Source organism: Nocardia neocaledoniensis, assembly GCF_029868625.1.
Classification (GTDB): domain Bacteria; phylum Actinomycetota; class Actinomycetes; order Mycobacteriales; family Mycobacteriaceae; genus Nocardia; species Nocardia neocaledoniensis_A.
Window position 1 is genome coordinate 1 of the sequence record NZ_JARWOJ010000092.1, and the last position, 26798, is coordinate 26798.

Here is a 26798-nt window from a genome sequence, read left to right on the forward strand (position 1 = left end):
CCCAAATCTCCCCCCCCCCCCCCCCCCGCGGCGCCCCCCGCGCCACCGGAGGCCCACCAGCGCCGGTCGGACTTGCGGGTGCTCAGCAACTTGTCTTCGCGTCTGATCCGGACAGCGCCGGCGACCGCCAGACCGACGGCGGCCACGATGACGACGATCCCGGCGACGGGCCACACGTTCGCCACGATGATTCCGACGAGTGCGAGCAGCGCCGCCGAACCGAAATACTTCATGAATCCCCCCGGCTCAGTTCCTACCTCCGTTGTACCGAAGCAACGGGCCGTAGGCCAGTGAATTGTGGGGGTCGCGGACCGGCTCAGTTGGCGGGTGCGCAGGTGTCGCGCAGCGAGCAGCCGCCGCACGAGGAACCGCAGCCGCCGACGGGGGCGGGCGGCAGGAGAGGCTCGACGGTGCGGGCCGCGGCGTTCGCGCCCGCGCCGAGGGTGAACACGGCGATCACGGCCACCACGACCGCGACGCCGAGACCGGCGAATCCGCCCGCGACCAGGGCGACCAGGCCACCGGCGAAGAGCAGCGCGCCCGCGCCGACCGAGGTGGGGGCGGCGATGCGATTGGCGATGCGGAAATTGTCGTCGCTGTGTAGGGCGGCTTCGGTGGTGACACCGAGGAAGCGGTTGCGGGGCAGTTTGCCGAGCAGTCCGAGCACACCGGTCACGATGGCGACCGCGGCCAGCGCGAACAGCAGGGAAGCGACGACGACCATTCCTGCAGGCTAGCGCACCCGCGCCGGGCCCCGATCGCGCGCTCCCCGCAAGGTGACCGCCCACACAGCGGCCCGACGGCGCGCCGCGCGGTCTCGGCCCGTGGAAATCGGCTGGCACCGACGTTCTACCCTGTTAGACGATGTTTACCGGGGATCGGCGAGAACAAGAAGGCAGGACCGTGCAGGACACTCGTGCAACCGAGAGTGACGTACCTCAGCACCGGTACAACGCCGAGCTGGCTGGGCGGATCGAGCGGCGCTGGCAGCAGAACTGGGCCGAGCGCGGCACCTTCCACGCGCCGAACCCGGTGGGTCCGCTCGCCGGCGACACGCCGGCCGACAAGCTGTTCATCCAGGACATGTTCCCGTTCCCCTCGGGTGCGGGCCTGCACGTCGGCCACCCGCTGGGCTACATCGCCACCGACGTCTTCGGCCGCTACCACCGCATGCGCGGCCGCAATGTGCTGCACGCGCTCGGCTACGACGCCTTCGGCCTGCCCGCCGAGCAGTACGCCGTGGCGACCGGCGCGCACCCCCGGGTGACCACCGAGTCCAACATCGCGACGATGCAGCGGCAGCTGGACCGGCTGGGTCTGGGCCACGACTCGCGGCGTTCCTTCGCCACCACCGACCCCGAGTACTACCGCTGGACGCAGTGGATCTTCCTGCGCATCTACAACGCCTGGTACGACCAGGAGGCCGGTCGGGCCCGCCCGATCGCCGAGCTGGAGGAGCAGTTCGCCACCGGGGCGCGCGCCGTCCCCGATGGCGACTGGAACAGCATGGGCACCGCCGAGCGCGGGGCGCTGCTGGACTCGTATCGCCTGGTGTACCAGTCGGATTCGATCGTCAACTGGTGCCCCGGCCTCGGCACCGTGCTGTCCAACGAAGAGGTCACCGCCGACGGCCGCAGCGAGCGCGGGAACTTCCCGGTGTTCCGTAAGCGCATGTGGCAGTGGATGATGCGGATCACCTCCTACGCCGATCGCCTGGTCGACGACCTGGACGAGCTGGACTGGCCGGACAACGTGAAGTCCATGCAGCGCAACTGGATCGGTCGCTCGCGCGGCGCGCAGGTGCGCTTCGAGGCCGACGGCGAGACGCTCGAGGTGTTCACCACCCGGCCCGACACCCTGTTCGGCGCCACCTACGTCGTGCTGGCGCCCGAACACGAGCTGGTCGACAAGCTGACCTCGACCGTCTGGCCGGACGGCACCGAGCCGGGCTGGACCAACGGCGGCGCCGCCACCCCCGCGGAAGCCGTTGCGGCGTACCGCGAGTCGATCGCGGCCAAGTCGGATCTGGAGCGGCAGGAGAACAAGGAGAAGACCGGCGTCTTCCTGGGTTCCTATGCCACCAACCCCGCCAACGGCAAGCAGGTGCCGATCTTCATCGCCGACTACGTGCTGAGCGGGTACGGCACCGGCGCGATCATGGCCGTGCCCGGCCACGACAGCCGCGACTGGGACTTCGCCACCGCGCTGGGCCTGCCGATCGTCGAGGTGATCTCCGGCGGCGACATCACCGAGGGCGCCTACGCCGGCGACGGCGAGCTGGTGAATTCCGACTTCCTGAACGGACTCTCGGTCGACGAGGCCAAGGCCGTGATGATCGGGCACCTGGAGGCCGACGGCCACGGCACCGGCAAGGTCCAGTACAAGCTGCGCGACTGGCTGTTCGCGCGCCAGCGGTACTGGGGCGAACCGTTCCCGATCGTCTACGACGAGCAGGGCGTCGCGCACGCGCTGCCGGAATCCATGCTGCCCGTGGAACTTCCGGAGATGGAGGACTTCGCCCCGGTCACCTTCGACCCGGACGACGCGAACTCGGAGCCGTCTCCGCCGCTGGCCAAGGCCACCGACTGGGTCACCGTGGAACTGGACCTGGGCGACGGACCCAAGAAATACCGCCGCGACACCAACGTCATGCCCAACTGGGCCGGTAGCTCCTGGTACCAGCTGCGCTACGCCGATCCCACCAACACCGAGGCGTTCTGCGCCGAGGAGAACGAGAAGTACTGGCTGGGTCCGCGCACGGCCGAGCACGGCCCGAACGACCCGGGCGGCGTCGACCTGTACGTGGGCGGTGTCGAGCACGCGGTGCTGCACCTGCTGTACGCGCGGTTCTGGCAAAAGGTGCTGTTCGACCTGGGCGACGTGTCCGGCAGCGAGCCTTACCGGCGCCTGTTCAACCAGGGCTACGTGCAGGGCTACGCCTATACCGACGCGCGCGGCACCTACGTGCCCGCCGCCGAGGTGGTCGAGCGGGACGGGAAGTTCTTCTGGACCGGCGCCGACGGCGTCGAGATCGAGGTGAACCAGGAGTACGGCAAGATCGGCAAGTCGCTGAAGAACGCCATCTCGCCCGACGAGATGTGCGATCTGTACGGCGCCGACACCTTCCGCTTCTACGAGATGTCGATGGGTCCGCTGGACACTTCGCGGCCGTGGGCGACCAAGGACGTCGTCGGCGCGCACCGCTTCCTGCAGCGGGTGTGGCGCCTGGCGATCGACGAGGAGACCGGCGCGGTGAAGGCCACCGACGCCGCGCCCTCGGACGAAACCCTGCGCCTCGTGCACCGCACCATCGCCGGCGTGGACGAGGACTTGGCCGCGCTGCGCGACAACACCGCGGGCGCCAAGCTGATCGAGCTGACCAACCACCTCACCAAGAACTACCCCGACGGCGCCCCCCGTGCCGCCGTGGAACCCCTGGTGCTGATGCTGGCCCCGCTCGCCCCGCACATCGCCGAGGAACTGTGGGAACGCCTGGGCCACACCACGTCCCTGGCCCACGGCCCCTTCCCCACCGCCGACCCGGCTCTGCTGGTCGCGGACTCGGTGGAATACCCGATCCAGGTGAAGGGCAAGGTCCGCAGCCGCATCCAGGTCCCCGCCGACGCCGACCCCGCCGCCATCGAGGCCGCCGCCCTGGCCGACGAGAAGATCGTCGCCCTGCTCGAGGGCGCGGCCCCACGCAAGGTCATCGTCGTCCCGGGCAAGATGGTGAACATCGTTCCGTAGTTGTCCGGTCGACCACCGCGCCTGTAGGGCAGGTACATTGCCTTGCCCTACAGGCAGCGCCGCTGATCAGTTCACCGAAGACCGGGGCGCTACGGGTTTGACGCGGTAAACCTGGCTCAGCCGCTCCCGCGCCCGAATCCAGGCGGCGGCATCGGGTGAGATCCAGCCGGCCAAATCGACGGCATCGGCACGTGGACATGCTGCGATACCCCTACACTTGTTGACGAAGGCCCCGGAACGATCACTGACTCGGTCACATCGCCGGGGCTACGCCATTTCCTGGCCCCCCTCGAGCAGCGGTAGCGATCATAGCTCAAAGCTATTGCATGGGTGGCGGACCCGAAGATGTAGCCCTTCAGGCCCTGACCTGGAGGACGTCGTTCAACGTGACCAGGGCGAGGTTTCGCTCCCGGATGATGTCGACGAGTTGGCCGTAGCAGTGGGTGACCGGGGGGAAGTTGGCGTGGCCGATGATGATCTTCTGGGCGGCGAAATACTTTCGCGCGCACTCCATCAGGTATTCCTCGGTGATCAGGCCGGAGTCGGAGAGGGAGCCTTCCCACATCGTGGGGACGGTGTAGCCGAGGTCGGCGGCGACGCGGTCGACGGTGGCGTTGTGGTAGCCGAAGGGTGGGCGGTAGAACGGAGTGCCGTCGACGCCGAAGGTGTTGCGCAGGAAGTCTTTCGTGCGGCCGAGCTGGTCGGCGATGCCGGTGGCGCCGAGTTTGGTGAGCGCGGGGTGGTCCCAGGTGTGGTTGCCGAGCTGGATCTGACCGGAATCGACCAGCGGGCGCAGGGCGGCGCGGTGGATCGTCCACGATTCGTAGTAGCCGGTGACGAAGAAGGTGAAGCGGGCGCCGGTGTCCTTCGCCCACTGCACGTAGGCGCCGACGACCTCGGGGCTGGCGCCGTCGTCGACGGTGAGCGCCATGCTGGTGCCGGGGCCGGGCAGCTCGGTGATGGTCTCGGCCGCGATGATCGACTTCGGTCCGCCGGGCGGCGGCGGGAGCATCGGCGTGACGGGTGCCGGAGCGGGCGCGGGCGCCGGTGGGGTGGGAATCTCGCCCGCCGACCCGGCCGTCTCGCCCTCGGCGGTCGCGCACCCGGTCAGCGCCACCGCGCCACCCGCGGCGAGCAAAGCCAGCATTCGACGTCTGTCCACGGACGAACCCCTCTTCGACGGGTGCGCCTGGGCCGCTGGACCAGGGCACGGATCAAAACAGCGGGACCGTACCCACCGAATCCGTCGACCAGCTGAACCGGCGGGCACCTGCGTGCGAACAACCCGACCGAGTGCGCGCACGACAGGCGACCATACCGAAGCGAGCGGCGCGGGGCATGGATCCAGCGGCGGCCGGTGCGCACCACGCCGGAGCGACCGCTGACGCGTACGACGAGGTCCCGCGGCGATCGACCATCCGGATCCCGTGGGATGCGCACCATCAACGCGGGCGCAGCACGATCGGGCCTGCCTCAGCGAGGTGCGCGCCGCACGGCCGGGCCAGCGTCAGCGCGGCCGCAGCACGATCTCCGTCGGGTGCGCGTCGCGCCGCGTGTCGACCGCGGTCCGCACCGCGGCGGCCACCGTCTCGGCGGTCAGGAATTCCTCCGGGCGGTATTCGCGGCCCTCGTCGGCGACGATCGCACGCTGCATGTCGGTGTCGATGCGGCCGGGGAAGATCGAGGTGACGCGCAGGGACGGTTCCTCGAGGCGCAGGGCGTCGGCGAAGGCGCGCAGGCCGAACTTGCTCGCCGCGTACGAGCCCCAGCCGGCGTTGGCGCGCAGCCCGGCGCCCGAATTGATCAGCACGACATGGCCGTTCGCGGCGCGCAGGGCGGGCAGCAGGATCCTGGTCAGTTCTGCCACGGCGATCAGGTTGACCTCGAGGGTGGTTCGCCACTGGTCCACCGAGGACTGCGCGACAGTACCGAGGTCGGCGACCCCCGCGTTGTGGACGAGCACGTCGAGCCGCTCGATCGACTCCGCCGCCGCGGCGACGGCCGGATAGTCGGTGAGCGCGACGGGCCACCCGGTCGCGGCGGGCAGTTCGGCCAGGATCGGCGCGAGGGCGTCGGCCGAGCGCGCGCCGAGCAGCAGCTCATGGGTCGGCGCGAGTTCACGGGCGATCGCCGCGCCGAGTCCACGGCTGGCGCCGGTGATCAAGGCGGTCGGGGCGGGAGTACTGGTCACCGTCATACGCCCACGCTAACGGCAGACACAGATCGCCAACGACGCGTGGGTCGGCCGCCGACCCACGGCCGGAGCTACCGCCGTCGCCGCGCGAATCCAGCCCGCTACCCCCGTGCGAACCGGACGACATCGGCGAATCCTGGCACCCCTTCCGGATTCGGGCAAATCCGGCCAGGTCCGCGGGCATTACGACACCGTGCCCATTTCGGCGCAGATCAGGGGCCAGCGCTTGTACCGTCGAGGCATGACCGATCCCCGGTACAACTACGATCCAGCGAACCCGCAGTATCCACCGAACCAGGGACAGCCGCCGCAGCCCAAGATCAATGTGGGCAAGTTGTGGGCGGGCGGAATCGGCACCGCGGTTGTCGCCGCGCTGCTCGTCGTGGTGGCGATCATGCTGATCCGGGGCGTGCTCGGCATCGCGATCCTCGCGCCGGAAGGGGCGGGCACCTACGGCTCGGTGTCGACCACGTCCTACGCGGTGGCCGCCGCGGGCGCCGCACTGCTGGCGACGGCACTGCTGATGGTGCTGCTGCTCGCCATGCCGAGCCCGATGACGTTCTTCACCTGGATCTGCCTACTGTGCACCGCGGTGGCGGTGATCCTGCCGTTCACCTCATCGCCGATCTGGACGCCAAGATCGCGACCGCCTCGCTCAACCTGGTCATCGGCCTGGCGATCACCACCATGCTGAACTCGGTCGGCACCGCCGCGCAGAACGAGGCGCGTCAAGGCGGGTACTGATAGTCACAGCCGTGCCGAGATGCCATCGGGCCAGGGCAGCCGCAGAATAGAGGGATGTCCGATCCCGGGTTCACCCCCACGCAGCTCGCGGCCCGCGCCGCCTATCTCCTGCGCGGCAACGACCTGGGCACGATGACGAGCGCCGCGCCCCGCCTCTATCCGCACATGTGGAGCTGGGACGCGGCATTCGTCGCGGTCGGCCTGGCGCCCCTGAGCGTGGAGCGCGCGGTCGTCGAACTCGACACGCTGCTCTCGGCGCAGTGGAAGAACGGGATGATCCCGCACATCGTCTTCGCCAACGGCGTGGACGGGTACTTCCCGGGTCCCGCGCGCTGGGAATGCCGCAGGCTGGCGGCCAACGCCCCCGACGGCCCCGACACCTCCGGCATCACCCAGCCGCCGGTGCACGCCATCGCGGTCCAGCGCATTCTCGACCATTCCCGCAGGCACGGCCGCTCCACCAGGGCGGTCGCCGAGGAATTCCTGAACCGGCGCTGGCCGGACCTGGTGCGCTGGCACCGCTGGCTCGCGCACGCCCGCGACCCCAAGGAGACCGGGCGGGTGACGCTGTACCACGGCTGGGAGTCCGGCATGGACAACTCGCCGCGCTGGGATCGCGCCTACGCCAATGTGGTGCCCGGCGCCGACCTGCCGCCCTACCGCCGCGCCGACACCGCGATCATCTCCGACCCCACTCAGCGCCCGAGCGACCGCGAATACGACCGCTACCTGTGGCTGGTCGAACAGATGCGGCGTGCCTCCTACGACGACTACCAGCTCACCTCGGTGATGAGTTTCGCCGTGGAGGACGTGTTCGTCTCGGCGATCTTCGCGCTGGCCTGCGAGGTGCTCGCCGACATCGGCGAGGAGTACAAGCAACCGCACGCCGACGTCCGGGAGCTGCACGGCTGGGCCGAACGCTTCCGCAAGGGCGTGGTCGCCACCGCCGACGAACGCACCGGCGCCGCACGGGATTACGACGTGCGGCTGCAACGCTGGATCAATACCGAGACGCTGGCTATGTTCGCGCCGTTGCTGGCCGGCGGGCTGCCACGGCACGCCGAACGCGCGCTGCTCAACACGTTCGAGGGCCCGCGCTTCTGCGGTCATCCCGACCTGCGCTACGCCCTGCCGCCCTCGACCTCGCCGGTCTCCAAGGACTTCCGGCCACGCGAGTACTGGCGCGGCCCGGTCTGGCCGGTGATGAGCTGGCTGTTCTCCTGGGCGTTCGCGCGCCGCGGCTGGGCCGAACGCGCGCACATGCTGCGCGCCGAGGGCCTGCGGCAGGCCGCCGACGGCAGTTTCGCCGAGTACTACGAACCCTTCACGGGCGCGCCGCTGGGCAGCATGCAGCAGTCCTGGACCGCCGCCTCAGTCCTCGACTGGCTCGGCTGACGCCACTCCACACGACCACGGACGAGGGCACTACTACCCTTCGACGGTGATACCGAGCTCACGGGCGAGCGTGGCCGCCAGCGATACCAGGTCGCCGCCCTGGATGACGGCACCGCGCAGCGCGGTGAGCCCGATGACGCCGGTGAGATCGCACTCCTCGAAGCGCACGTTCTGCTGGATCCTGGCATCGGCGAAGCGGGCGCCGGCGAGATTGCAGCGTTCGAACCGGACATCGCGGAGATCGGTCCGCTGGAAATCCGCCTGGCGCAGGTCGCAGTCGCGGAAAACTACTGTGCGCAAACGCGATTCGGCGAAAGAGACCAGGTCGGCGCGCGTCGAGTCGATCAGCACATCGCGCAGCACGCCCGCGGTCCACGACAATCCGGTGAGCCTGCCGTGCGCGATCGCGGTCTCGAACATCGACGAATCGTCGGCCTGCGCATTGGCGAGATCGCACACCCGCAGCTCGGCCTCGTCGATCCTGGCCTGCCGCAGCGTGCTGGGGAATCGGACGCTGTCGAACCGGCACTGCTCGACGGTCCACCCGTAGACGTGTGACTCGGCGAAGTCGGCTCCGCGATACTCGACCCCGGACACGCTGCCGTCGTCGGCCGGGTCGTCGCCTGGCGATGCCGCCTCCGGCAGGGCACCGAGCCCGGCCACCTTCGGTTCGAACCGCACCTCACGCTTACGCACCACGCCACCACTCCCGTCTCCGCGGACGCGCCCAACATACGGGGCCCACCGGTGCCGCCGGACGACCGGTTCGCCGCCGTCGCGGCCTTCGCCGGGTGATATACCGCCCCTTCACCGGTCACAACTATTCCCGGACACCCCATCAACACCGCTGGTCACACGGGTTCGCGGGCACTACGGTCGAGGGCCATGGACACCAAGCGCTGGAGTTCGACGGTTCGCCGAGGTTGCACCGCGCTGTCGGTGGTCGCGCTGGCCGGGCTCGTGCCCGCGCTCGCGCAGGCCGAGCCGAGCGGTCCCGATGTGTCGTCCTGGCAGCACGTGGACGGCCGGATGATCGACTGGCACGCCGTGCGCGCGGCCGGTCATCAGTTCGCGATGGTGAAGGCCACCGAGGGACTGCACTACGTCAATCCGTATTTCGTCCCGGACAGCATCCTGATGCGCACGGCGGGTGTGGCCCGGGGTACCTACCATTTCGCCAGGCCGGAGCTGCCGCCCGAACCGCAGGCGGCGATGTACGCGGCCACGGTCCTCGGGCAGAACGGCCCGCTCGACCTGCCCCCGGTGCTCGACCTGGAAACCTCCGGCGGCCTCGCCCCGGCCGACCTGATCAACTGGACCGAGCGTTATCTCGCCACCGTACGGGCGCTGACCGGGCGCACCGCGATCATCTACACCTATCCCCACTTCTGGAAGACGGCCATGGCCGACACCAGCCTGTTCACCCACCACCCCCTGTGGATCGCCGACTACAGCGGCAACCCCGAGCCCGACGTCCCCGGCAATTGGCCCACGTGGACTTTCTGGCAGACCACCGATCGCGGCAGCGTTCCCGGCATCGGCGGCGCCACCGACGTCAACCGGTTCAACGCCACGCACACCGATTTCGCCCGCTTCGCCAACATGTCGGGATTGTTCGGCAGCAGCTAGGACGACGGCGAGACCGCCACTCGCCCAGTCGAGTGGCGGTCTCGCGCGCGGATCGCGGCTACCTGCCGATGCGGCCGCCACCCTTCTTCCACACCACCGCGACCGACGGACGCGGCTGCGCGGTGCCGCCGTCGGGCCAATGCGACAGCGGGTTGTCGGTGGTCGCGTCATCGGCCTCGCCGGGATGCTGCACCGAGACGATCACCTGCTTCTCGGTGACGATCGGACCGCAGGTCTCACCGCCCTTGGGCACTGTGAGGAACTGCTTGGTCTCGCCGCGGTTGGGCCCGTCGAGGACGACCGCGAACAGCCCGTCGTTGGACTTCAGCGCGTTGCCGTCGGTGGAGATCCACAGGTTGCCGTAGGGATCGAACGCCAGGTTGTCGGGGCAGGAGATCGGGCTGACCTTGGTCTTGTCGAAGCCGCTGAAGTAGGTGTCGGCGGCGGCCGGATCACCGCAGACGAGCAGGAGCGTCCAGGTGAAATCGGTACCGGTGTGGTCGTCGGTGAGCTCGAGGACCTGGCCGTTCTTGTTCAGCTTGCGCGGGTTGGCCTCGTCGGGACCCGCCTTGCCTTCCTCGCCGCGCTTGGTGTTGTTGGTGAGCGCGACGTAGACCTTGCCGGTCTTGGGGTTGGTCTCGAAGTCCTCGGGGCGGTCCATCTTGGTGGCGCCGACCTTGTCGCCCGCGAGGCGGGTGAACACCGCGACCTCCTCGGCCGACATGCCCTCGACCAGCGACTTGCCCTTGCCGTCGGCGCCGGTCTCGAGCAGCGGAATCCACTGACCCTTGCCGGTGAAGCCGCCGTTGGGAACCTTGCCGGAGCCGTCGATCTCGGCGGCGTGGTCGCCGGTGAGCTTGGCGACGTACAGGGTGCCCTCGTCGAGGATGGTCATGTTGTGGCGCATGGCCGAGGCGCCGACGCCCGACTGCACCTTCTTCTTCGAGACGAACTTGTACATGTAGTCGAAGCGCTCGTCGTCGCCGCTGTAGGCGACGACGCTGCCGTCACCGGTGACGTGCACGGTGGCGGCCTCGTGCTTGAACCGACCCAGCGAGGTGTGCTTGACCGGCACCGAGGTGGCGTCCCACGGGTTGATCTCGACGACGTAGCCGAATCGGTTCACCTCGTTGGGTTCCTGGGCGATGTCGAAGCGTGCGTCGAAGGTCTCCCACTTTCGCTCCGAGGCCTTGCCTTCGATGCCGTAGCGCTTGAGCCGCTTGGCCGCGTCGGCGTCGGTCACCGTCTCGGCGTTGCCGAAGTACTGGTTGAAGTTCTCTTCTCCGGAAAGCACAGTGCCCCAAGGGGTCACGCCGCCGGAGCAGTTGTTGAGGGTACCGAGCACCTTCGTGCCGGTGGGGTCGGCCTTGGTCTTGAGCAGTGCGCTGCCCGCGGCCGGACCCTTGACCTCGAATTCGGTCGTCGCCGTGATGCGGCGGTTGTACTTGCCGAAGGCGGGCTTCAACTGCCCGGAACCCGATACGCCGTGCACCTCGACGACGCTCACACCGTGTGAGGCGAGCGCGATCTCGAACTGCTCGCGGGTCGGCGCGTCCTTGTTGTAGCCGCGGAACATCATCGGCTCGGTGCTGTACTCGTGACTGACCACCAGCACGTACTTGTCGGCCTCGCCCTCGATCGGCAGCAGGCCGGCGAAGTCGCAGTTGTAGCCGAACTGCTGCGCCGCCGCGGCGGGGGTCTGCTTGTCGAAGTCGAACTGCGGCGCGCCCTCGACGACGGCGTCGCCCCAGCGGATCACCACGGACTGTTCGTAGCCTTCGGGGACGACGACCGCGTCTTCCTTGTTCGGCGCGACAGCGGTGAACCCGGTGCCGGTACCCGGCGAACCGGTGGGCGTCGAGCCGGTGTCGGAGCTGTCGTCACCGCAGGCGGCCAGCGCGCTCGCCGCGCCGACGGCGAGCACCGCGGCGGCACCGCCCTTGAGCAGCCCACGACGGTTCAGGCGCGCGACGATATCGCCGAAGTACTCGTTCGCGGAGTCATTGGGCACCTCGTGGAAGCACGCGCTGCCGCACTTGTACGCGCAGGTGATGGCGGCTCGTGACGACTGACCGTCGTGCTTGACGAACAGGGCGAGCGGTTTCAGACTCACGGTGACTCCTGTGTAGGTCGGACTTCGCCGCACGGTAGGCATCGCAGGCGAGCCGTCGGGAACGCGTAGATGAACACACGACCAAAACTCGGCGAGTGGTGTACTCGCCGAGTTCAGAGAGGTCCGGGTGTCATCAGGCGTTGACCGGCAGCGCGATCACTACCTCCTGTTCGTCGCCGGGCAGGTAGTGGGCCTGCACGATCCGTCCGACCTGCACCGATCCGATGGCCGTCGGCGGCAGGTACTTGTCGACGCAGGCCTCGAAGGTGGTGCCGTCGGGCCGGGTGACCACCAGCCCGAGCGCCACCTCGGTGTACCCGCCGCGGATGCGGCCCGGCACGTCCAGGCTGCGGACCACGGCCTGGGCCGCGATGCCGCGCTCGGCGATGTCGAGCTTGGCGCGGGTGGTGATGCCCTTGCGGATGAGCGATTCGTTCATCGCCCGCTGGGCGGCGCTCTGGTCGCCGGAGCGGTCGACCTCCACCTTGTCGGTGCGGCCGGGCAGGTAGCGCACCGGCAGGACCACGCCGGGCTGCAGCAGGGCGAGCTCGGTGAGCGGCACGATCATCTTGGCCTGCGAGTCGAAGACCTTGCCGTCGGCGCCCTCCACCCGGAACTCGATCTTGACCTGTGGCTGGTCATTGACCGAGACCCCGGTCTGGCGGAACGAGACGATGGTGCCGATGCCGACCTCGCCCTGGCGGAACTCACCGCTGTTGCGGCCGGTGAAGGCCTCCAAGATGCCGTCGCCGGTGAAGGCGAACACCATCGGGACGATCGTGAGAGCGATGATCGGCAGCGCCATCTGCGGGCCGACCCAGCCGAGCATGCCGCCGGTGAACTCGTCGGGGGTGTAGGTGAGGCCGTAGTACAGGTAGTAGCCGATGGACAGGATTCCGAACGCGACCGCGGCCGCACGCAGCTTGGATTTCATGGTTCCTCCTCGGGAATGGTGCGACCGGGTCGCGAACAGGTCAGGCGATGGTGGTGCAGGCGAAGGTGATGTCGAACTTCGCGGTGGCCGGGCCGGCCAGCGGGTTGGTCATGTCGGGAGCGCTCACGCCCTCACCGGTGACCTTGAAGGTGTTGCCGTCCTTGGTGAGCTTGGCCGAGCCGCCGGGCTGGCCGTTGCCGTAGCCGACCGCGTAGGGCATGCCGTTGGCGCCACCCTGGGAGCCGGCGATGGCCACCGCCTGCACGGTGTCGCCCTCGATCGAGGCGCTGACCGAGAGGTTGCCGTAGGTGGCGTTGGCCAGGTCGGTGAGCGCCAGCGCGAGCGTGCTGCCCTGCTTGGCGCAGGTGGTCTCGAACTTGGCGTCGAACGCCTTGCCGTCCACACTGGCGGCGGACTTGCCCGCGGCCGGGGCCGGGGCGGCCGAACCGGTGCTGCTCGGGGTGGCGGTGCTGCCGGAATCGCTGCACCCGGTGACGAACAGCGCGGTGGCGGCGGCGGAGGCGGCGATGGCGGCGATCAGCTTGGTGTTCATGGTGTTTCCGTTCTCTCGGTCGAGCGGGTCGGTGGTGGTTGACCCGTTGAGAGAAAGGTAGAAATCGCGACGGCCCTACCGATCCCAACTTTTCGCGGCGCCAAGGGCCCGAAATGCCGTTAACCTGGTCGAATGCGAAGACCGCGCGCCATGGTGCTCGACGAGGTGTGGCGTGGGCTCACGGGTGTCGAGGCGCTGAGCGGACCGCAGGGCGGGCCGTTGCGGCGCACGGTGAAGTTGATCCTGGATCCGCTGGTCATCCGGCCGGTGCAGCATCCGCTGTGCGCCGGCACCGTGCTGTCGCCCGACGGGGTCGCCCTGCTGACCTCGCTGGTGCTGGCGCGCTCGGACACGCTGCGCGCGTGCGCGGCGTGGTTCACCGAGCTCAAACAGGCGCGCCGCGCCCTGCGGATCACCGAGGGCAATGCCCAGGACCTGTACTTCCAGCGCTGCTTCGAGCTGGCGACGCTGCACGGCGAGCCGGGCGCCGACGCGCGCACACGCGCCGAAGCCGTGCTCCGCGAGGTACACGACAGCACCGGCGGCCGCACCACCGCCGCGCTGAAAGAGCATGTGACCGAGCCGGTTCGGCGCGCCGAGCTGACCGCGCTGGTCGACCTCGCCTGGCGGCGACGCCCGCTGTCGGAGTACGGCGCCCGCGATCACGCCCCCGCGCTGACCGAACTGCTCGAGGCGAGCACCCTCGCGCACGAGGGCGACCCGGCCGACGCCGGCCCACTGCTGGACGAACTGCTCGACGACAAGGCCGGCACCCATCGCGGGATCGCCCTGTGGCGCCCGCATCCGGCCTACGGCGCCGACGACCTCGGGCTGACGGTGCACACCGGTCCACAGTGTCCTGGCCTCGGCGCGACCGCGTCGACCGCCACCCTCGCGCTCCCGTTCGACCGCACCGTGTACGAGCGCGTGTTCACCGTCCTCCAGGGCAGTATCGACCGCGCCGACCTGCCCGCCATCCCGGACCTGGTGACCACCGAGATCACTCGCGCGTGCTCGCCATGGGGACTGCTCGACGAATCCCTCCGCCTCACCGCCGCCGTGGGTTGCGAACTGGCACTCGGCCTCTCGCCGCTGGGTTCGGCCGCCGAGATGCTGCCTGTCCCGACACCGTCGAGCGACTACGCCCGCACGGCCAGGGAAGACGAGCCCGCGGCCGCTCGCGGCTCGCTCCGGTCAGCGGGCCGTTCCGGCCAGGGGAGCAGTGGATCGTCCGGGGACCGCGTCGAACCCGTACGCGACGACGGTGCGCGTAGATCGGCGGGCACCGTGGCGAGTAGCCGGCGAGCGAACGAGCCGGAGGTGCGGAACCCGGGGCAGTCGCGGGCGCACGAGGTGGTGAACGGCCGTTGGCGACGGGAGGCCTACGTGTTGCAGGCGCGGCGGTACGCGATCGGCGACGGGGCCGAGGGGCCGCTGGCGGTGGTCGCCGCGGAACTGCGCACGCCGTGGCGGCCGTATCTGCGCAGGCTGTGGGTCCGGTTACACGGGCGCGACGTGCGGGACATGCCGGTGTTCGAGCCGGGTGAGCTGTGGGATCTGCTCGACGGGGTCGCGCGGTCGGTGATGCTCGATCATCGGGCCAGGGTGAAACAGGCACTCACCGTGGCTGCCGCGTCGATGGTCCCCGAATCGAGGGCGAGCTGATGACGACGATCCGCCTCGACCACCCCGCCGCCGGCATCGTGACGCTGCGACCCGACGGCGCGCCGACCGTCCTCGATGGCGCGCCCGCCCTCGACACCCTGGTCCTGGAAGTCGCCGGCGGCCACCTGACGTGGAGTCTCCTCACCGGACAACAGCTTCCGGCCGCCACCCTCGACGACACCGAAGCCGCGCAGGACTGGCTGTGGGCCGTCTACGGAGAGAACACCGCCCTCGCGGTCGCCGATGACGAGGGCCACCACCGCGAACTCACCGCCACCCCCGCGCGCCCGGAACTGGTCACCGCACTGCGTCGACTCGCCTACGCGCACTGGGCATCCCGCTGGTGGCCCGCCTCGACCGTCGACAACATCCCCGCCCTGGACCCGGCCGCCCTCGCGAAGGAGATCGCCGCACTGTCGGAGGTGTGCGAAGCCGTGCTGTCCGGCGCCGACGACCCAGACACCGCCGGTGTGCACGGGTCGACGGACGAACCGTCGGCCCCCCGACACGGCGAGCCCGCTCCCTCGGGCGGGCGCGGGGCGAGCCGACATGATGGGCGGGCGGAGGATTACGCGCTCGCGGCGGGCGGGGAGGCGAGCGGGACCGGGCTGGCGTTGGCTCGTGGCGCCGGGGACTGGGATTGGCGATGCTGCCCGCCGGGGCTCGTGGACGCGGGGGCGCGGTCGGTGTCGTGGCAGGTGCGACGAGGTGGCGGGGTGACGACGGTGGAGGTCGCCGCGATCGCGGCGCCGGACTGTCCTCGTGATGTGCCCGAACATCTGCGCCCCCTGGCGCGGCTGCGCGCTGCGGACGCACTCGCCGAGGTTCCGCTGGTTCGGCGCGGCGATGCCTGGGTCGGCGAGCTGCGGACCTCCGACGTCATCGAAAACCTCGTATCGGTGGGCGTTTTCGTGCGGAGCGTCGGGTCGGACAGTCCGCTGCCCGACGAGTCGGCGATGCGCGCGTCGATTCGCGATCTCGTCAGGCACCGGCTGGCCGGTACCGGGGACGACTTGCTCGCGGCGGAACGCGCCGCCGCCGAGGATGATTCGGACTTCTGATGCGCACGCACCTTCCCTTCGGAAACGGAGCAGCACCATGGCGGCGGTAGGCGAGACCTCCGATCAGGACGACACCCAGCTCACCGCGGGGTACGCGGCCTACCAGCGCGGCGACATCGCGGGTGCGATGGCGATCTTCGAGCGCGCGGCCGAGGGCGCGGCGCCGCGTCTGCGCAGCGCCGCGCTGATCAATGCCGCGAGCATGGCCGACGAACTCGGCGAGCACCGCCGCTCGGTCGACCTCTTCCGGACGGCGCTGGCGGTGCTGCCCGCGGACGGTGCGCACCAGCGGCCCGCCGCACTGGTGAATCTCTCGCAGGCGTTGCAGCATCTCGGCGAGCTGGACGAGGCGCAACGCGTGCTGGAGGAAGCGCGCGATCTGCTGGCCGACACCACCGAGCAGGGCATGGTGCGGGTGGCCTGCCTGCTGTCGCTGACCGCTGTCGCGCTACACCGCCAGCAGTGGGCGCGCGCCGCCGAACTCGCGCGCGAATCACTGGGCGTCACCGAACGTTTCGCGCCGGCGCTGGCCGGTCATCCATTGATGAACCTGGCGACGAGTTCCTTCGAGACCGGCAGGCGGGACATCGCGTTCGACTTCGCCAGGCAGGCTATGACCGCCTTCACGGCGACCGGCGACGAGGCCGCCGTCGCCGAGGCCGCGCAGAACCTGGCGATCATGCTGGTGCGCGCCGGTCGCTACGACGAGGCCGAGGAGCCGCTGCGGTCGAGCCAGAAGTTCTTCGAGACCGCGGAGCTCGGCCACTGGGCCGGGATCGGCTACAAGACACTGGGTTTCCTCGCCGAAGGGCGCGGTGACCACGCCGAAGCGCGCGCCCAGTACCTGCGCGCGCTGGAGCGCTTCGACAGCACCGGCGCGGTACTCGATGCGGCCGATGTCCGATTACGGCTCGCCACAGTCGCTTTCGCGATGGGCGCGGCGACGGAGAGCGAGACGCTCCTCGCCGACGCCTTCGCCGTGTACTCCGCGCACGGCCTCGGCCTGCGCTGCGCCCAGCTCGACTACTGGCACGCCGAGCTGCTGCACACCGTGATCGAGCAAGGGGCCCGCCCCGATCCGACGCTGCTCGCGCGGGCCGTCGGCCTCGCGGTGCCCTCCGCCCTCGCCATCGATGCCGTCCGCCACACCCTGCCCAACGGCAACCAGCGCGAACACTGGCATCGCGCCATCGCCGAGCCGGCCATGCGGCTGGCCTTCCGCTTCGCCGCCCTGTCCGGGAACGCCCAGCTCGTCAGCGATCTCGTCGACACCCAGTGCGCGGGAACCACTCTCGACCTGGCCGCCTTCGCCGAGCCGACCGCGCCGACCCTCGATTTCCAGCTGCTCGACCCGCCGCCCGCCGAGCCCTCCCCCACCCCGGTCCTGCACCTCGGTAACGCCCTGGCCGAGGTCGCGGCCGCCGCCGGCATCCCGGTGTCAGCACCGCCCCGCCTCCGCGACCACGACCGAATAGTGCTGTCGGACTTCATCACCCATGCCGAGGAGCGCTACGGCGTTCCCGTGCGCGATGCCAGAGTGGTGCCGCTGTGAACACCGCACGGTCAGGTGCCGAGCGGCCCCGCGAAGCCTGGCTCCGCGTCACAGCCATGGACAGCCACCGGACCGCGAGTAGTCGGCTCTCGCTGCCGACCCTGATCGACACAACGGCCGCTTCGCTCGCCGCACGGGGCCGCCACCCGGCGGGGCCGCCCGCAGACGACTGGCGCGGCCGTCCCGCCGGGCAGTCCCTGGGCGGAAAGACGACTGCTCCTCAGCACGCTGCATCGGGGGTTCGACGATGAACTCGATGACACCGACCGCCGTGATCCGGATGGCGGACGCGGGTGATGTGTACGTGTCCTGGCGCTGGGTCGATGACTACGCGGCGCGCGGCGTGAGCGTGCTGCCGCGTGACCAGGTGCGCGAGGTTCTCGAACTCCTGGGTGAGGCGGTGCCCGACCCCGCGCGGCCCGACGAGCTACGCCGGGTGATGAACCAGGGCGCTCTGGCCGAGCCGAGCGCTGAACTAGTTCTCGCCCAGGCGCTTTCGCGGACCCTGCTGCCCTACGGACTCGCCGTTCAACTGCACGAGCTGTACCAGCGCGGGCTCCGCCCGCATTTGCGGATCCAGCCCTCGCCGCGCCTGGCGCAGGTGCCGTGGGAGATCATCGCGCCCGATCCCGAGCTGCGCCTGCTGGACATCGCCGACGTGAGCCTGTTGGCGCCCGCCTCGGTGGTGCACGCGCCGGAGCGGATCGCGCGGCGCTGGTCGGAAACCAGGGAGCTCCCTGTCGTCGCGGTGCTCGACCCCCGCGTACCCGGCTATCGGGCCGATTCGGAACTCGGCTCGGTCCTGGGGCGCCCCAACCCGGAAACCCTTGTGGCCCAGCATTTCGGGCGCTACGACCGGCTGGTGCCACAGGTCGCCGACCCGGTAGACCTGTTCCGCCGCGCCGACACCGACCGCACCTGGCTCTCCGATGCGCTGAAGGCGGGCGCGAGCCGACTCGTCTACGTCGGCCACGTCACCGCCCCGCCGCCCGAATCGGGGGAGAGCGAACACGCCGAACTCCACCTGAGCTGCACCGCCGACGCCAGGGGCCTGGCCACCCCCACCCGATCGCACCGCCCGCTGTCGGCCAAGGACCTCCTGCTCGGCACCCACACTCTCGATCCGGTTCCCGTCGCGGGCCGTGATCTGTGGCCGATGCCGAGCAGGGTCGCCCTGATCGCCTGCGAGAGCGGCGGCGACCTACGCTTCACCGAAGCGCTGGGCCTCACCACCGCCGCGCTTTCCGCGGGCGCCGAACTGGTCACCGCCACCCGCTGGCCGCTCCCCACCGACCACGCCTTCCAGACCCTCACCCCCACCACCGCCCGCCCACTGCAGGCGGCGATCTGCGCGGTGGACGCCGCGCACGACGTCGCCGAGCCGATACCGGCGCTACTGGCCTGGCAGCGGGCCCGCCTGTCCGCCTGGCGCGCAGACCCCGCCCCCGAGAACGCGCCGCTGCTCTGGTCGGCCTTCGCGACGGTCGCCGACTGATCGTCGGCGAGCCGCCTCAGGCCGGGTCAGTGTTCGTCGTAGTGACCGTCGTGGACGGCGTGGCGGTGCCCGTCGTGGATGTAGTCGACGTGGTCGCCGTGCGGGACCGCGACATGCCCGCAGTTGGGGCCGTGCTCGTGCTCGTGGGTGGTGTGCTCGACATGTGCTGACGGCTCGCACTCGTCGAAGTGGCCGTCGTGCTCGCGATGCAGGTGCCCGTCGTGCACGTAGTCGACGTGGTCGCCGTGCGGCACGGCGACGTGCCCGCAGGTGGGGCCGTGGACGTGCGTGTGTTCGGGGTGTTCTACGTGTGCCGTTGTCATGCCTATCTCCCTGTACTCGGACCGGTCGATCGCAGGTGGAACACGTCCGACATTAACAGTTGCGCATGCGTTGCTGCGACCCCCGTCCGGCCGGAAAGACCTGGTCAGAGGACCTGGTCGAGGAAGCGGCGCAGGCGCGGGGTCTTGGCGTCGTCGAACAGTTCGTCCGGGGTGCCGGTCTCCACGACGACGCCCTGATCCATGAACACGACGCTGTCGGAAACACTGCGGGCGAAGCCCATCTCGTGGGTCACCACGATCATCGACATACCGCCGGACGCGAGGTCGGCCATCAGCGCGAGCACGCCCTTGACCAGCTCGGGATCCAGGGCCGAGGTGGCCTCGTCGAAGAACATCAGCTCCGGTTTCATGGCCAGCGCGCGGGCGATCGCGACGCGCTGCTGCTGGCCGCCCGACAGGGCCGAGGGCCTGGCATCGGCCTTGCCCGCGAGGCCGACGATCTCGAGCTGTTCCATGGCCAGCGCCCGCGCCTGCTCGGCGGACAGGCCGCGCAGCTTGCGCGGACCGAGCGCGATGTTGTCGGCGACGGTCCTGTGCGGGAAGAGATTGAACTGCTGGAACACCATCCCGATGCGCTGCCGCAGCTTGTCGGGGTCCTCGCGCAGCACCGATTCGCCGTCGAGCAGGATGTCGCCGGAATCGGGTTCGTGCAGGCGGTTCAGCACGCGCAGCAGCGTCGACTTGCCCGAACCGGACGGGCCGATGACGGTCGTCGCGTGCCCGGCCTCCACATGGATGTCGACCCCACGCAGGATGTGGTTGTTGCCCAGGGTCAGCTGCAACCCGGTGCCAGTGAGCGAAGCACTCATGCTCCACGTCCTTCCGTGATGACAGCCTGCTCGATCGGGTCGGCCGGCGTCGGTTTGCCGGTGCGCATCCGCCCGTCGATGTAGTTCACCAGGTGGGTGAGCGGGATGGTCAGTACCAGATACATCAGACCCGCCGCGACCAGCGGCGACAGGTTGCCGGTCTGGGCGTTGAGGTCACGGCCGACGGCGAACAGCTCGCGCTGGGAGGCGAGCAGGCCGAGGAAGTAGATCAGCGAGGAGTCCTTGATCAGCGCGATGAACTGGTTCATCAGCGCGGGCAGCACCCGGCGCACACCCTGCGGAATCACCACCAGCGTCATCGCCTGCCGGTACCCGAAGCCGATGGCCCGCGCCGCCTCGAGCTGGCCGGCCTCCACCGACTGGATGCCCGAACGGAAGATCTCCCCGATGTAGGCGGCCGCGAGCAGCGCGAGCGCGACGGCGCCGAGCCAGTACGGGTTACCGCCGGTGATTCCCCTGGTCACCGGGCCGATGCCGAGCCCGATCAGCAGGATGATCACCACCGCGGGCAGGCCGCGGAAGATGTCGGTGTAGATCCGGGCGGGCCAGCGCAGCCAACGGGTGCGGGAGATGCCCATCACCGCGAGGATCATGCCGAGGACGGTGCCGAGCACGCCCGAGACCACCGCCAGGATCAGGGTGTTCGGCAGTCCGGTCTTGATCAGGTCGGGAAAGGCCTTGCGATACAACGACCAGTCGAAGAACGTGTCCTTCAACTGCTCCAGTGTCGACTTCTGCACCGCCTGCTCGGTGTCGCCCGGCGCGCGCTCGGCCGCGATGGCCGCGAAGTCCGGGAGTTGCGGCGCCGGTGCGGCTTTGGAGCCCGGCTTCCAGCCCGGCGGGAGTTCGCGCGGCACCCAGTCGGCGTAGAGGCGGGCGTAGGTGCCGTCGGCGATCACCGCGTCCAGGCCGGAGTTCAGCGCGTCGATCAACGGCTGGTTGTTCTTGGCCACGGCGTAGCCGACGAAGTTGTCGAGGCTGAAGGTGTTCTCCGAGATCACGATTCCGTCGCCGGGCGAGATCGCGCCCTCGGCCTGCGCCGACGGCGCGACCCAGGCGTCGACCTGACCGGACTTCAGGTTCGCGTAGGCGGTGTTGTAGTCGGGGAACTTCACCGGGTCCAGCTTCAGCTGGTTCACCACGAACTCGTCCTGCACCGTGCCCTGCACGACCGCGATGCGTGACCCGGTGTTCAGGTCGGCGAAGCTCTTGATGGCGCTGCCCTGCGGCACGACCAGCGAGAAGTAGCCGAAGTCGTAGCCGTTGGTGAACCCGACCAGCTCGCGACGGGCGTCGGTGGTCGTGATGTTGGACGAGCCGACATCGAAGCGCTTGCCCGACACCTGCGCGAGCAGACCGGCGAACTCGGTGCCGGAGAACTCGACGCGCAGTCCGAGTTTCGCGCCGATCGCGCGCAGCAACTCGTTGTCGAAGCCGGTGAACGAGCCCTGCCCGTTCACGCAGATGCTCGGCGGCGCGTCCGAGAGCGTGCCGACGCTCAGCGTGCCGGGAGTCAGCAGCCCGAGCCTGCCGGTGTCGATCGACTCGACCGGCGCCGTGGTCGCCGTGGTGTAGCGGTCGGTGCCCGCGGTCTCCGAGGACGCGAGGTTCGTCGGCGCCGCGGCGGCCGCGCTCTCCCCCGGCGGGGAACACAGATCGCGGGCGGTCTGGTCACCGCCGGAGCCGCCGCCGCACCCGGTCGCGACCACGCCGACGAGGAGCAGCAGCGCGGCGATCCGCGCCCGGGTTCGCACAGCACGCACACCAGCCATGGCGATAAACCCTAGCCGCAACCCCGCACCGGGCAGGATACGCGCGCCTGCGCGGTGACCGGCAACACTCAGGCAAGTCCCTCGAGCCGCTCGGGGTTCACCTCGTCGCGCCAGTCGATCGCCTGCTTCAGGGTGGACAGGTCGTAGTCGGGACCGGAGACGCCGACCGTGAACAGGGTGACGCCGGCCGCGCGCAACGCGTCGGCCGAGGCGCGGCCCTGCCACTGCACCGAGCGCTCGATCCGGTTCGCGTCGGTGCCGACCGCGGCCGCGTGTTCGGCGAGGATCTCGTTCTTGCGCCGCAGCGCGTCGAGATCGGCGAAGGAGTGCCAGATGTCGGCGTACTCGGCGACCAGGCGCAGCGTCTTGCGCTCACCGCCGCCGCCGATCAGGATCGGGATCTGCCGCGTCGGCTGCGGGGTGAGCTTGCCGAGCCTGGCCCTGATCCGGGCCATGTTGTCCTTCAACAGGTTCAGCCTGGTGCCGGGCGTGCCGAACTCGTAGCCGTACTCGTCGTAGTCACGCTGGAACCAGCCGCCGCCGATGCCGAGGATGAGCCTGCCGCCGCTGATGTGGTCGACCGTGCGGGCCATGTCGGCGAGCAGATCGGGGTTGCGGTAGCCGCCGCCGGTGACCAGCGCGCCGATCTCCACCCGCTCGGTCTGTTCGGCCCAGGCGCCGAGCATGGTCCAGCATTCGAAATGCGCGCCGGCCGGGTCGCCGGTGAGGGGATAGAAATGATCCCAGTTGAAGACGATGTCGACGCCCGCGTCCTCGGCGCGCAGCACCGCGTCGCGAATGAGCCCGTAGTCGGGCGCGTGCTGGGGCTGAAGCTGGACTCCGATACGGATGGGACGACTCATACCGCGCTCCTCGGTCTCGGTGGGCACCGTCAGCGAGGCTACCCGGAATCGGGCGCCGGTTCAGCGCGGCCGCTACGATCCCTGGCGACCCTGTTCTCGGATCGTCCGGCACGTTCCTGCCGGGATGGGATGACTGATTTACGCATGGCTACCGTGACCTTCGATCGCGCCACCCGCCTCTACCCCGGCGCGACCAAACCCGCCGTCGACGCCCTCGATCTGGAGATCGCCGCGGGCGAGTTCCTGGTCCTGGTCGGGCCCTCCGGCTGTGGCAAATCGACCTCGCTGCGCATGCTGGCCGGGCTCGAGGAGGTCAACGGCGGGCGAATCCTGATCGGCGACAACGACGTCACCCATGCCGAACCCAAGGATCGCGACATCGCGATGGTGTTCCAGAACTACGCGCTCTACCCGCACATGTCGGTGGCCGAGAACATGGGCTTCGCGCTGAAGCTGGCCAAGGTGTCCAAGGACGAGCGGGACCGGCGGGTGCGCGAGGCGGCCCAGCTGCTCGACCTCGAGCAGTACCTGGACCGCAAGCCCAAGGCGCTGTCCGGTGGCCAGCGCCAGCGCGTGGCGATGGGACGCGCGATCGTGCGCCAGCCGCAGGTGTTCCTGATGGACGAGCCGCTGTCGAACCTCGACGCCAAGCTGCGCGTGCAGACCCGCACCCAGATCGCCCAGCTACAGCGCAGGCTCGGCACCACCACGGTGTACGTCACCCACGACCAGGTCGAGGCGATGACGATGGGCGACCGCGTCGCGGTGCTCAAGGACGGGCTGCTGCAGCAGTGCGCGTCCCCGCGTGACCTCTACCGCGATCCGGCCAACATGTTCGTCGCCGGGTTCATGGGCTCGCCCGCGATGAACCTGTTCACGCTGCCCGTCGCCGACGGCAACGTCACCATCGGTGGTTACCCGGTGCGGGTGCCGCGCGCGGTGGTCGACGCGGGCGAGGGCACCGTCGTGCTCGGTATCCGCCCCGAGCACCTCGAGGTGGGCGACGGTGGTCTGCGCATGGAGGTCGACGTGGTGGAGGAGCTCGGTTCCGACGCCTACGTCTACGGCCGCGCGCTCTCCGACGGCGCCGGCGGCCAGACCGGCGAAACCGTGGTGGCCCGCGTGGATTGGCGCCGTCCCCCCGCCAAGGGCGAGCAGCTCACCCTGACCGCCGACCCCGAGCACATCTACTTCTTCAGCGCCACGGACGGCCGCCGCCTCCGCTGAGCACCCGCCTGCCGCGGCATCGCCGAGCCCATTCGGCGATGTCGCGCTCGGGCAGACCTCGACGCCATCGTCACAGCCGAACGTTTCGGATGGTGACTGCCACGCGCCGCGCCCTCGCACGCAACCGGCCGCCGGTCGCCGGGGTCAACGGCAGCCCGACCGTGTCGGCGATCCGTTCCGCCACCGCCGCGACCGGCGTCGTATCGGTCCAGATCTGTTCGGCGAACTCGGGTTTGCCCAACTGTTCGAGGCAGTAGTCGAGCCGGTCGACCGCGAACTGTTCGCGCCGCAGCAACAGATCGCCTCGGCCGACCGCTTTCAGGATCGGCGCGAGGCCGAGGCCGCGATCACGGAGCCGATCCAGCACCGTCGCCCGCTGCGCCAGCAGCGCGAAATGCCGGACGTCGTGTCCCTGCTCCCGCAGCCGCCCGACGGTCTCGGCGAAGTACCGGGGTTCGGCGACGGTCATCGGCGCGATCACCGGTCCATCGTGTTCGCGCAGCACGTGGTCGAGCACCTCGACGACGCCCTGCCGCCAGCTCGGGAAGTCTTGGAAGTCGCCGCGCAACCGGGCCGGCATCATCCGGTGCAGACCGAATCCGACCGTCTCCGGATCGCACACGACGCTGCGGGGTAGGCGCCGATGCAGCTCGTATGCCGTTTGGGTCTTGCCGCCGCCGAAGGGGCCGTTGATCCACAGCAACATGGTGTGCGGATTCTGCCTCATCGGGTTCGGTCGCGGTCGGACTTCTTGCGGGCGCGGAGGTAGTCGGGGTTGACGCGGACGGTGAGTTGTTCGAGTTCGACCGGGGTGCCGGTGGGAGTGGTCAGGCGGGCGCGGACGGGTTCGCCCGTTTCGGTGTCGACGCGCAGGAGGGGGGCCGGGCCCGGCTGGAGGTAGGTGTCGCCCCACTGCCACAGGGCGACGACGGCGGGGAGCAGATCTCTGCCCATCTGGGTGAGGACGTACTCGTTGCGGGTGCGCTTGCCCTCTTCCCGGTAGGGGCGCTTTTCCAGCAGGCCGGCGGCGGTGAGTTTGCGGAGCTGGCTCGCGGCGGCCGCGTCGGTGATGCCGACACGGCGGGCGAAGCCGTCGAAGCGGGTGGTGCCGTAGTAGGCCTCGCGCAGGATGAGGACGGCCGAGCGGGTGCCGATGAGATCCATGGCTCTGGCGATCGAACAGCCCTCGGTCTCCCACCTGCTCAGATCGGCCAAGGGTCCTTCCATCACGGCTGCCATGACCGACATCATACCCATCTCTGACTTGAGTAGATGATAGTTAGCGCCTACGCTGACTATTGCCTGATATAGCCAGCGCGAAAGAGGACTCCCATGCGAGACGCGGTCATCGTCGAAGCGGTACGCACCCCCATCGGCCGGGGCAAGCCCAACGGCGCACTCCACGACGTCCATCCCGTCGACCTGCTCGCGCACAGCCTGCGCGCGGTGATCGAGCGCAGCGGCATCGACCCGGCCCTGGTCGACGACGTGATCGGCGGCATCGTCACCCAGGTCGGCGAGCAGGGCTCGAACATGACGCGGCGGGCCGCACTGGCCGCCGGATACCCGGAATCGGTGCCCGCGACGACCGTCGACCGGCAGTGCGGCAGCAGCCAGCAGGCCATCCACTTCGCCGCGCAGGGCGTGATCGCGGGCGCGTACGACATCGTCGTCGCGGCCGGCGTCGAGTCCATGGGCCGGGTTCCGATGGGCGCCAACCTGATCGGGGCCACCGACCTGTCCGGCGTCGCCTTCGCCGAACGGTATCCGGACGAGCTCGTTCCGCAGGGCATCAGCGCCGAGCTGATCGCGGCGAAGTGGGGCCTGACCCGCACCCAGCTCGACGAATTCGCGCTCGGCAGCCACGAAAAGGCCGCTCGCGCAACCAAAGACGGACTGTTCGCCGACGAGCTCGCCCCGCTGCGCGGATTGACCGCCGACGAGGGAATTCGCGTCGGCTCCACCCTCGAGACGCTGGCGAAGCTGACGCCCGCCTACTACGACCCGGCCATGGCGGCCCGCTTCCCACAGATCGGCTGGGAGATCACCGCCGCCTCCGCCAGCCAGGTCAGCGACGGCAGTTCCGCCGTGCTCATCATGTCGGGTGAGCGGGCCGCGCAACTCGGCCTGCGCCCGCTGGCCCGGCTGCACAGCTTCGCCGTCGCGGGTGACGACCCGTTGCTCATGCTGACCGCGGTGATCCCCGCGACCGAGAAGGTGCTGCGCCGGGCCGGCTTGGACCTGTCCGACATCGACCTGATCGAGATCAACGAGGCGTTCTCCCCCGTCGTCCTGGCCTGGGCCGAGGAGACCGGCGCCGACCTGAGCAAGGTGAACGTCAACGGTGGCGCCATCGCCCTCGGCCACCCGCTCGGCGCCTCCGGCGCCCGCCTGACCACCACCCTCGTCCACGCACTGCACCAGCGCGGCGCCCGCTACGGCCTGCAGACCATGTGCGAAGCGGGCGGCCTCGCCAACGCCACCATCATCGAAAGGCTGTAACCCCCGACGGGGGGGGGGGGCGGCGCCCCCCCCGCCCCGCCCCCGGGCGGGGGGGGTTGGTGCGCCGGGGCGGGGGGGGGGGGGGTGCGTTCGGCGGGTTTCCCGAGTACGACGCCCGGGCGGCGGCCGGGTGGTTGGCCACCGCGGTCGAGCAGGCGACCGTCGGGTGGCCGGCGCC

The 26798-nt window shown here is 69.9% G+C and carries 24 protein-coding genes and 1 pseudogene; 11 read left to right on the forward strand and 14 right to left on the reverse strand.

What is annotated here, in order from left to right:
• A partial coding sequence (locus tag QH270_RS06295) for a hypothetical protein (RefSeq protein ID WP_280339458.1) occupies positions 1–233 on the reverse strand: 233 nt, incomplete at its 3' end.
• Positions 234–316: 83 nt separating this feature from the next.
• Positions 317–724, reverse strand: coding sequence for an SdpI family protein (locus tag QH270_RS06300; protein WP_280339460.1), 408 nt, complete (start codon positions 722–724; stop codon positions 317–319).
• Positions 725–903: 179 nt separating this feature from the next.
• On the opposite strand from QH270_RS06300, the gene leuS reads away from it, so the two are divergent.
• The gene (gene leuS / locus QH270_RS06305; RefSeq protein ID WP_280339462.1) at positions 904–3747 is read left to right on the forward strand and encodes a leucine--tRNA ligase; all 2844 of its coding nucleotides are present in this window, start codon (positions 904–906) and stop codon (positions 3745–3747) included.
• Positions 3748–4102: 355 nt separating this feature from the next.
• On the opposite strand, the gene QH270_RS06310 is transcribed toward leuS, so the two are convergent.
• Both QH270_RS06310 and QH270_RS06315 read right to left on the reverse strand, forming a co-directional pair.
• Complete coding sequence (locus QH270_RS06310; RefSeq protein WP_280339490.1) at positions 4103–4894, reverse strand: polysaccharide deacetylase family protein; 792 nt, start codon at positions 4892–4894, stop codon at positions 4103–4105.
• Between the two features lie 360 nt (positions 4895–5254).
• On the reverse strand, positions 5255–5944 hold the full coding sequence (locus tag QH270_RS06315) for an SDR family oxidoreductase (RefSeq protein ID WP_280339464.1): 690 nt from the start codon (positions 5942–5944) through the stop codon (positions 5255–5257).
• 238 nt (positions 5945–6182) lie between these two features.
• On the opposite strand from QH270_RS06315, the gene QH270_RS06320 reads away from it, so the two are divergent.
• Both QH270_RS06320 and ggh read left to right on the forward strand, forming a co-directional pair.
• Positions 6183–6635, forward strand: a complete 453-nt coding sequence (locus QH270_RS06320) for a DUF6069 family protein (protein ID WP_280339465.1) — start codon at positions 6183–6185, stop codon at positions 6633–6635.
• A gap of 104 nt (positions 6636–6739) precedes the next feature.
• Positions 6740–8080: a glucosylglycerate hydrolase gene (gene ggh / locus QH270_RS06325; protein WP_280339466.1), complete on the forward strand. Its 1341-nt coding sequence runs from the start codon at positions 6740–6742 to the stop codon at positions 8078–8080.
• Between the two features lie 33 nt (positions 8081–8113).
• Here ggh and QH270_RS06330 read toward each other — a convergent pair whose 3' ends face one another.
• The gene (locus QH270_RS06330; protein WP_280339467.1) at positions 8114–8779 is read right to left on the reverse strand and encodes a pentapeptide repeat-containing protein; all 666 of its coding nucleotides are present in this window, start codon (positions 8777–8779) and stop codon (positions 8114–8116) included.
• 186 nt (positions 8780–8965) lie between these two features.
• On the opposite strand from QH270_RS06330, the gene QH270_RS06335 reads away from it, so the two are divergent.
• Positions 8966–9709, forward strand: coding sequence for a glycoside hydrolase family 25 protein (locus QH270_RS06335; protein WP_280339468.1), 744 nt, complete (start codon positions 8966–8968; stop codon positions 9707–9709).
• 58 nt (positions 9710–9767) lie between these two features.
• On the opposite strand, the gene QH270_RS06340 is transcribed toward QH270_RS06335, so the two are convergent.
• The 3 genes from QH270_RS06340 to QH270_RS06350 all read right to left on the reverse strand — a co-directional run bounded on the left by QH270_RS06340 (position 9768) and on the right by QH270_RS06350 (position 13309).
• Positions 9768–11822 (reverse strand): PhoX family protein, encoded by a 2055-nt coding sequence (locus tag QH270_RS06340; RefSeq protein ID WP_280339470.1) that lies wholly within the window; start codon positions 11820–11822, stop codon positions 9768–9770.
• A gap of 133 nt (positions 11823–11955) precedes the next feature.
• Positions 11956–12756, reverse strand: coding sequence for a hypothetical protein (locus QH270_RS06345; protein ID WP_280339471.1), 801 nt, complete (start codon positions 12754–12756; stop codon positions 11956–11958).
• Between the two features lie 40 nt (positions 12757–12796).
• Positions 12797–13309, reverse strand: a complete 513-nt coding sequence (locus QH270_RS06350) for a lipoprotein LpqH (RefSeq protein ID WP_280339473.1) — start codon at positions 13307–13309, stop codon at positions 12797–12799.
• A 150-nt stretch (positions 13310–13459) separates the two neighbouring features.
• On the opposite strand from QH270_RS06350, the gene QH270_RS06355 reads away from it, so the two are divergent.
• From QH270_RS06355 to QH270_RS06370, 4 genes are all read left to right on the forward strand, one after another.
• Positions 13460–14974, forward strand: a complete 1515-nt coding sequence (locus tag QH270_RS06355; RefSeq protein WP_280339492.1) for a hypothetical protein — start codon at positions 13460–13462, stop codon at positions 14972–14974.
• Entirely contained in the window at positions 14974–16035 is a 1062-nt protein-coding gene (locus tag QH270_RS06360) for a hypothetical protein (protein ID WP_280339474.1), read from the forward strand. The genes QH270_RS06355 and QH270_RS06360 overlap by 1 nt, the downstream gene beginning before the upstream one ends.
• Positions 16036–16072: 37 nt before the next feature.
• Positions 16073–17587 (forward strand): tetratricopeptide repeat protein, encoded by a 1515-nt coding sequence (locus QH270_RS06365; RefSeq protein ID WP_280339475.1) that lies wholly within the window; start codon positions 16073–16075, stop codon positions 17585–17587.
• Positions 17588–17843: 256 nt separating this feature from the next.
• Positions 17844–19082 carry a CHAT domain-containing protein gene (locus tag QH270_RS06370; RefSeq protein ID WP_280339476.1) on the forward strand — a complete coding sequence of 413 codons (1239 nt, stop codon included), beginning with the start codon at positions 17844–17846 and terminating at the stop codon, positions 19080–19082.
• A gap of 26 nt (positions 19083–19108) precedes the next feature.
• Here the strand turns inward: QH270_RS06370 and QH270_RS06375 are convergent, their stop codons facing one another.
• The 4 genes from QH270_RS06375 to QH270_RS06390 form a co-directional block, all read right to left on the reverse strand.
• On the reverse strand, positions 19109–19405 hold the full coding sequence (locus QH270_RS06375) for a hypothetical protein (protein WP_280339478.1): 297 nt from the start codon (positions 19403–19405) through the stop codon (positions 19109–19111).
• Positions 19406–19509: 104 nt separating this feature from the next.
• Complete coding sequence (locus QH270_RS06380) at positions 19510–20235, reverse strand: amino acid ABC transporter ATP-binding protein (RefSeq protein WP_280339481.1); 726 nt, start codon at positions 20233–20235, stop codon at positions 19510–19512.
• Positions 20232–22028, reverse strand: coding sequence for an ABC transporter substrate-binding protein/permease (locus tag QH270_RS06385; protein ID WP_280339483.1), 1797 nt, complete (start codon positions 22026–22028; stop codon positions 20232–20234). The genes QH270_RS06380 and QH270_RS06385 overlap by 4 nt, the downstream gene beginning before the upstream one ends.
• Positions 22029–22096: 68 nt before the next feature.
• A complete protein-coding gene (locus QH270_RS06390; protein WP_280339485.1) occupies positions 22097–22891 on the reverse strand; it encodes an LLM class F420-dependent oxidoreductase in 795 nt (264 codons plus the stop codon).
• Positions 22892–23035: 144 nt separating this feature from the next.
• On the opposite strand from QH270_RS06390, the gene QH270_RS06395 reads away from it, so the two are divergent.
• Positions 23036–24118, forward strand: a complete 1083-nt coding sequence (locus tag QH270_RS06395; protein ID WP_280339486.1) for an ABC transporter ATP-binding protein — start codon at positions 23036–23038, stop codon at positions 24116–24118.
• A gap of 70 nt (positions 24119–24188) precedes the next feature.
• On the opposite strand, the gene QH270_RS06400 is transcribed toward QH270_RS06395, so the two are convergent.
• Positions 24189–24845: an AAA family ATPase gene (locus QH270_RS06400; protein WP_280339487.1), complete on the reverse strand. Its 657-nt coding sequence runs from the start codon at positions 24843–24845 to the stop codon at positions 24189–24191.
• Positions 24842–25357, reverse strand: a complete 516-nt coding sequence (locus QH270_RS06405; RefSeq protein ID WP_432420305.1) for a winged helix-turn-helix transcriptional regulator — start codon at positions 25355–25357, stop codon at positions 24842–24844. Before QH270_RS06405 ends, QH270_RS06400 begins: the two co-directional genes overlap by 4 nt.
• 93 nt (positions 25358–25450) lie before the next feature.
• On the opposite strand from QH270_RS06405, the gene QH270_RS06410 reads away from it, so the two are divergent.
• Entirely contained in the window at positions 25451–26620 is a 1170-nt protein-coding gene (locus tag QH270_RS06410; RefSeq protein WP_280339488.1) for a thiolase family protein, read from the forward strand.
• Positions 26621–26679: 59 nt separating this feature from the next.
• Positions 26680–26798: pseudogene (locus tag QH270_RS06415) on the forward strand (O-succinylbenzoate synthase); the annotation flags it as partial.

Bases quoted from the DNA above. Each gene is read 5' to 3' on its own strand.
- QH270_RS06350 (WP_280339473.1), bottom strand. From the start codon at position 13,309: ATGAACACCAAGCTGATCGCCGCCATCGCCGCCTCCGCCGCCGCCACC.
- QH270_RS06315 (WP_280339464.1), bottom strand. From the start codon at position 5,944: ATGACGGTGACCAGTACTCCCGCCCCGACCGCCTTGATCACCGGCGCC.
- QH270_RS06345 (WP_280339471.1), bottom strand. From the start codon at position 12,756: ATGAAATCCAAGCTGCGTGCGGCCGCGGTCGCGTTCGGAATCCTGTCC.
- QH270_RS06385 (WP_280339483.1), bottom strand. From the start codon at position 22,028: ATGGCTGGTGTGCGTGCTGTGCGAACCCGGGCGCGGATCGCCGCGCTG.
- QH270_RS06405 (WP_432420305.1), bottom strand. From the start codon at position 25,357: ATGGCAGCCGTGATGGAAGGACCCTTGGCCGATCTGAGCAGGTGGGAG.
- QH270_RS06310 (WP_280339490.1), bottom strand. From the start codon at position 4,894: ATGCTGGCTTTGCTCGCCGCGGGTGGCGCGGTGGCGCTGACCGGGTGC.
- QH270_RS06395 (WP_280339486.1), top strand. From the start codon at position 23,036: ATGGCTACCGTGACCTTCGATCGCGCCACCCGCCTCTACCCCGGCGCG.
- QH270_RS06375 (WP_280339478.1), bottom strand. From the start codon at position 19,405: ATGACAACGGCACACGTAGAACACCCCGAACACACGCACGTCCACGGC.
- QH270_RS06390 (WP_280339485.1), bottom strand. From the start codon at position 22,891: ATGAGTCGTCCCATCCGTATCGGAGTCCAGCTTCAGCCCCAGCACGCG.
- QH270_RS06360 (WP_280339474.1), top strand. From the start codon at position 14,974: ATGACGACGATCCGCCTCGACCACCCCGCCGCCGGCATCGTGACGCTG.
- QH270_RS06365 (WP_280339475.1), top strand. From the start codon at position 16,073: ATGGCGGCGGTAGGCGAGACCTCCGATCAGGACGACACCCAGCTCACC.
- QH270_RS06355 (WP_280339492.1), top strand. From the start codon at position 13,460: ATGGTGCTCGACGAGGTGTGGCGTGGGCTCACGGGTGTCGAGGCGCTG.
- QH270_RS06300 (WP_280339460.1), bottom strand. From the start codon at position 724: ATGGTCGTCGTCGCTTCCCTGCTGTTCGCGCTGGCCGCGGTCGCCATC.
- QH270_RS06380 (WP_280339481.1), bottom strand. From the start codon at position 20,235: ATGAGTGCTTCGCTCACTGGCACCGGGTTGCAGCTGACCCTGGGCAAC.
- ggh (WP_280339466.1), top strand. From the start codon at position 6,740: ATGTCCGATCCCGGGTTCACCCCCACGCAGCTCGCGGCCCGCGCCGCC.
- QH270_RS06410 (WP_280339488.1), top strand. From the start codon at position 25,451: ATGCGAGACGCGGTCATCGTCGAAGCGGTACGCACCCCCATCGGCCGG.
- QH270_RS06400 (WP_280339487.1), bottom strand. From the start codon at position 24,845: ATGAGGCAGAATCCGCACACCATGTTGCTGTGGATCAACGGCCCCTTC.
- QH270_RS06320 (WP_280339465.1), top strand. From the start codon at position 6,183: ATGACCGATCCCCGGTACAACTACGATCCAGCGAACCCGCAGTATCCA.
- QH270_RS06370 (WP_280339476.1), top strand. From the start codon at position 17,844: ATGACACCGACCGCCGTGATCCGGATGGCGGACGCGGGTGATGTGTAC.
- QH270_RS06335 (WP_280339468.1), top strand. From the start codon at position 8,966: ATGGACACCAAGCGCTGGAGTTCGACGGTTCGCCGAGGTTGCACCGCG.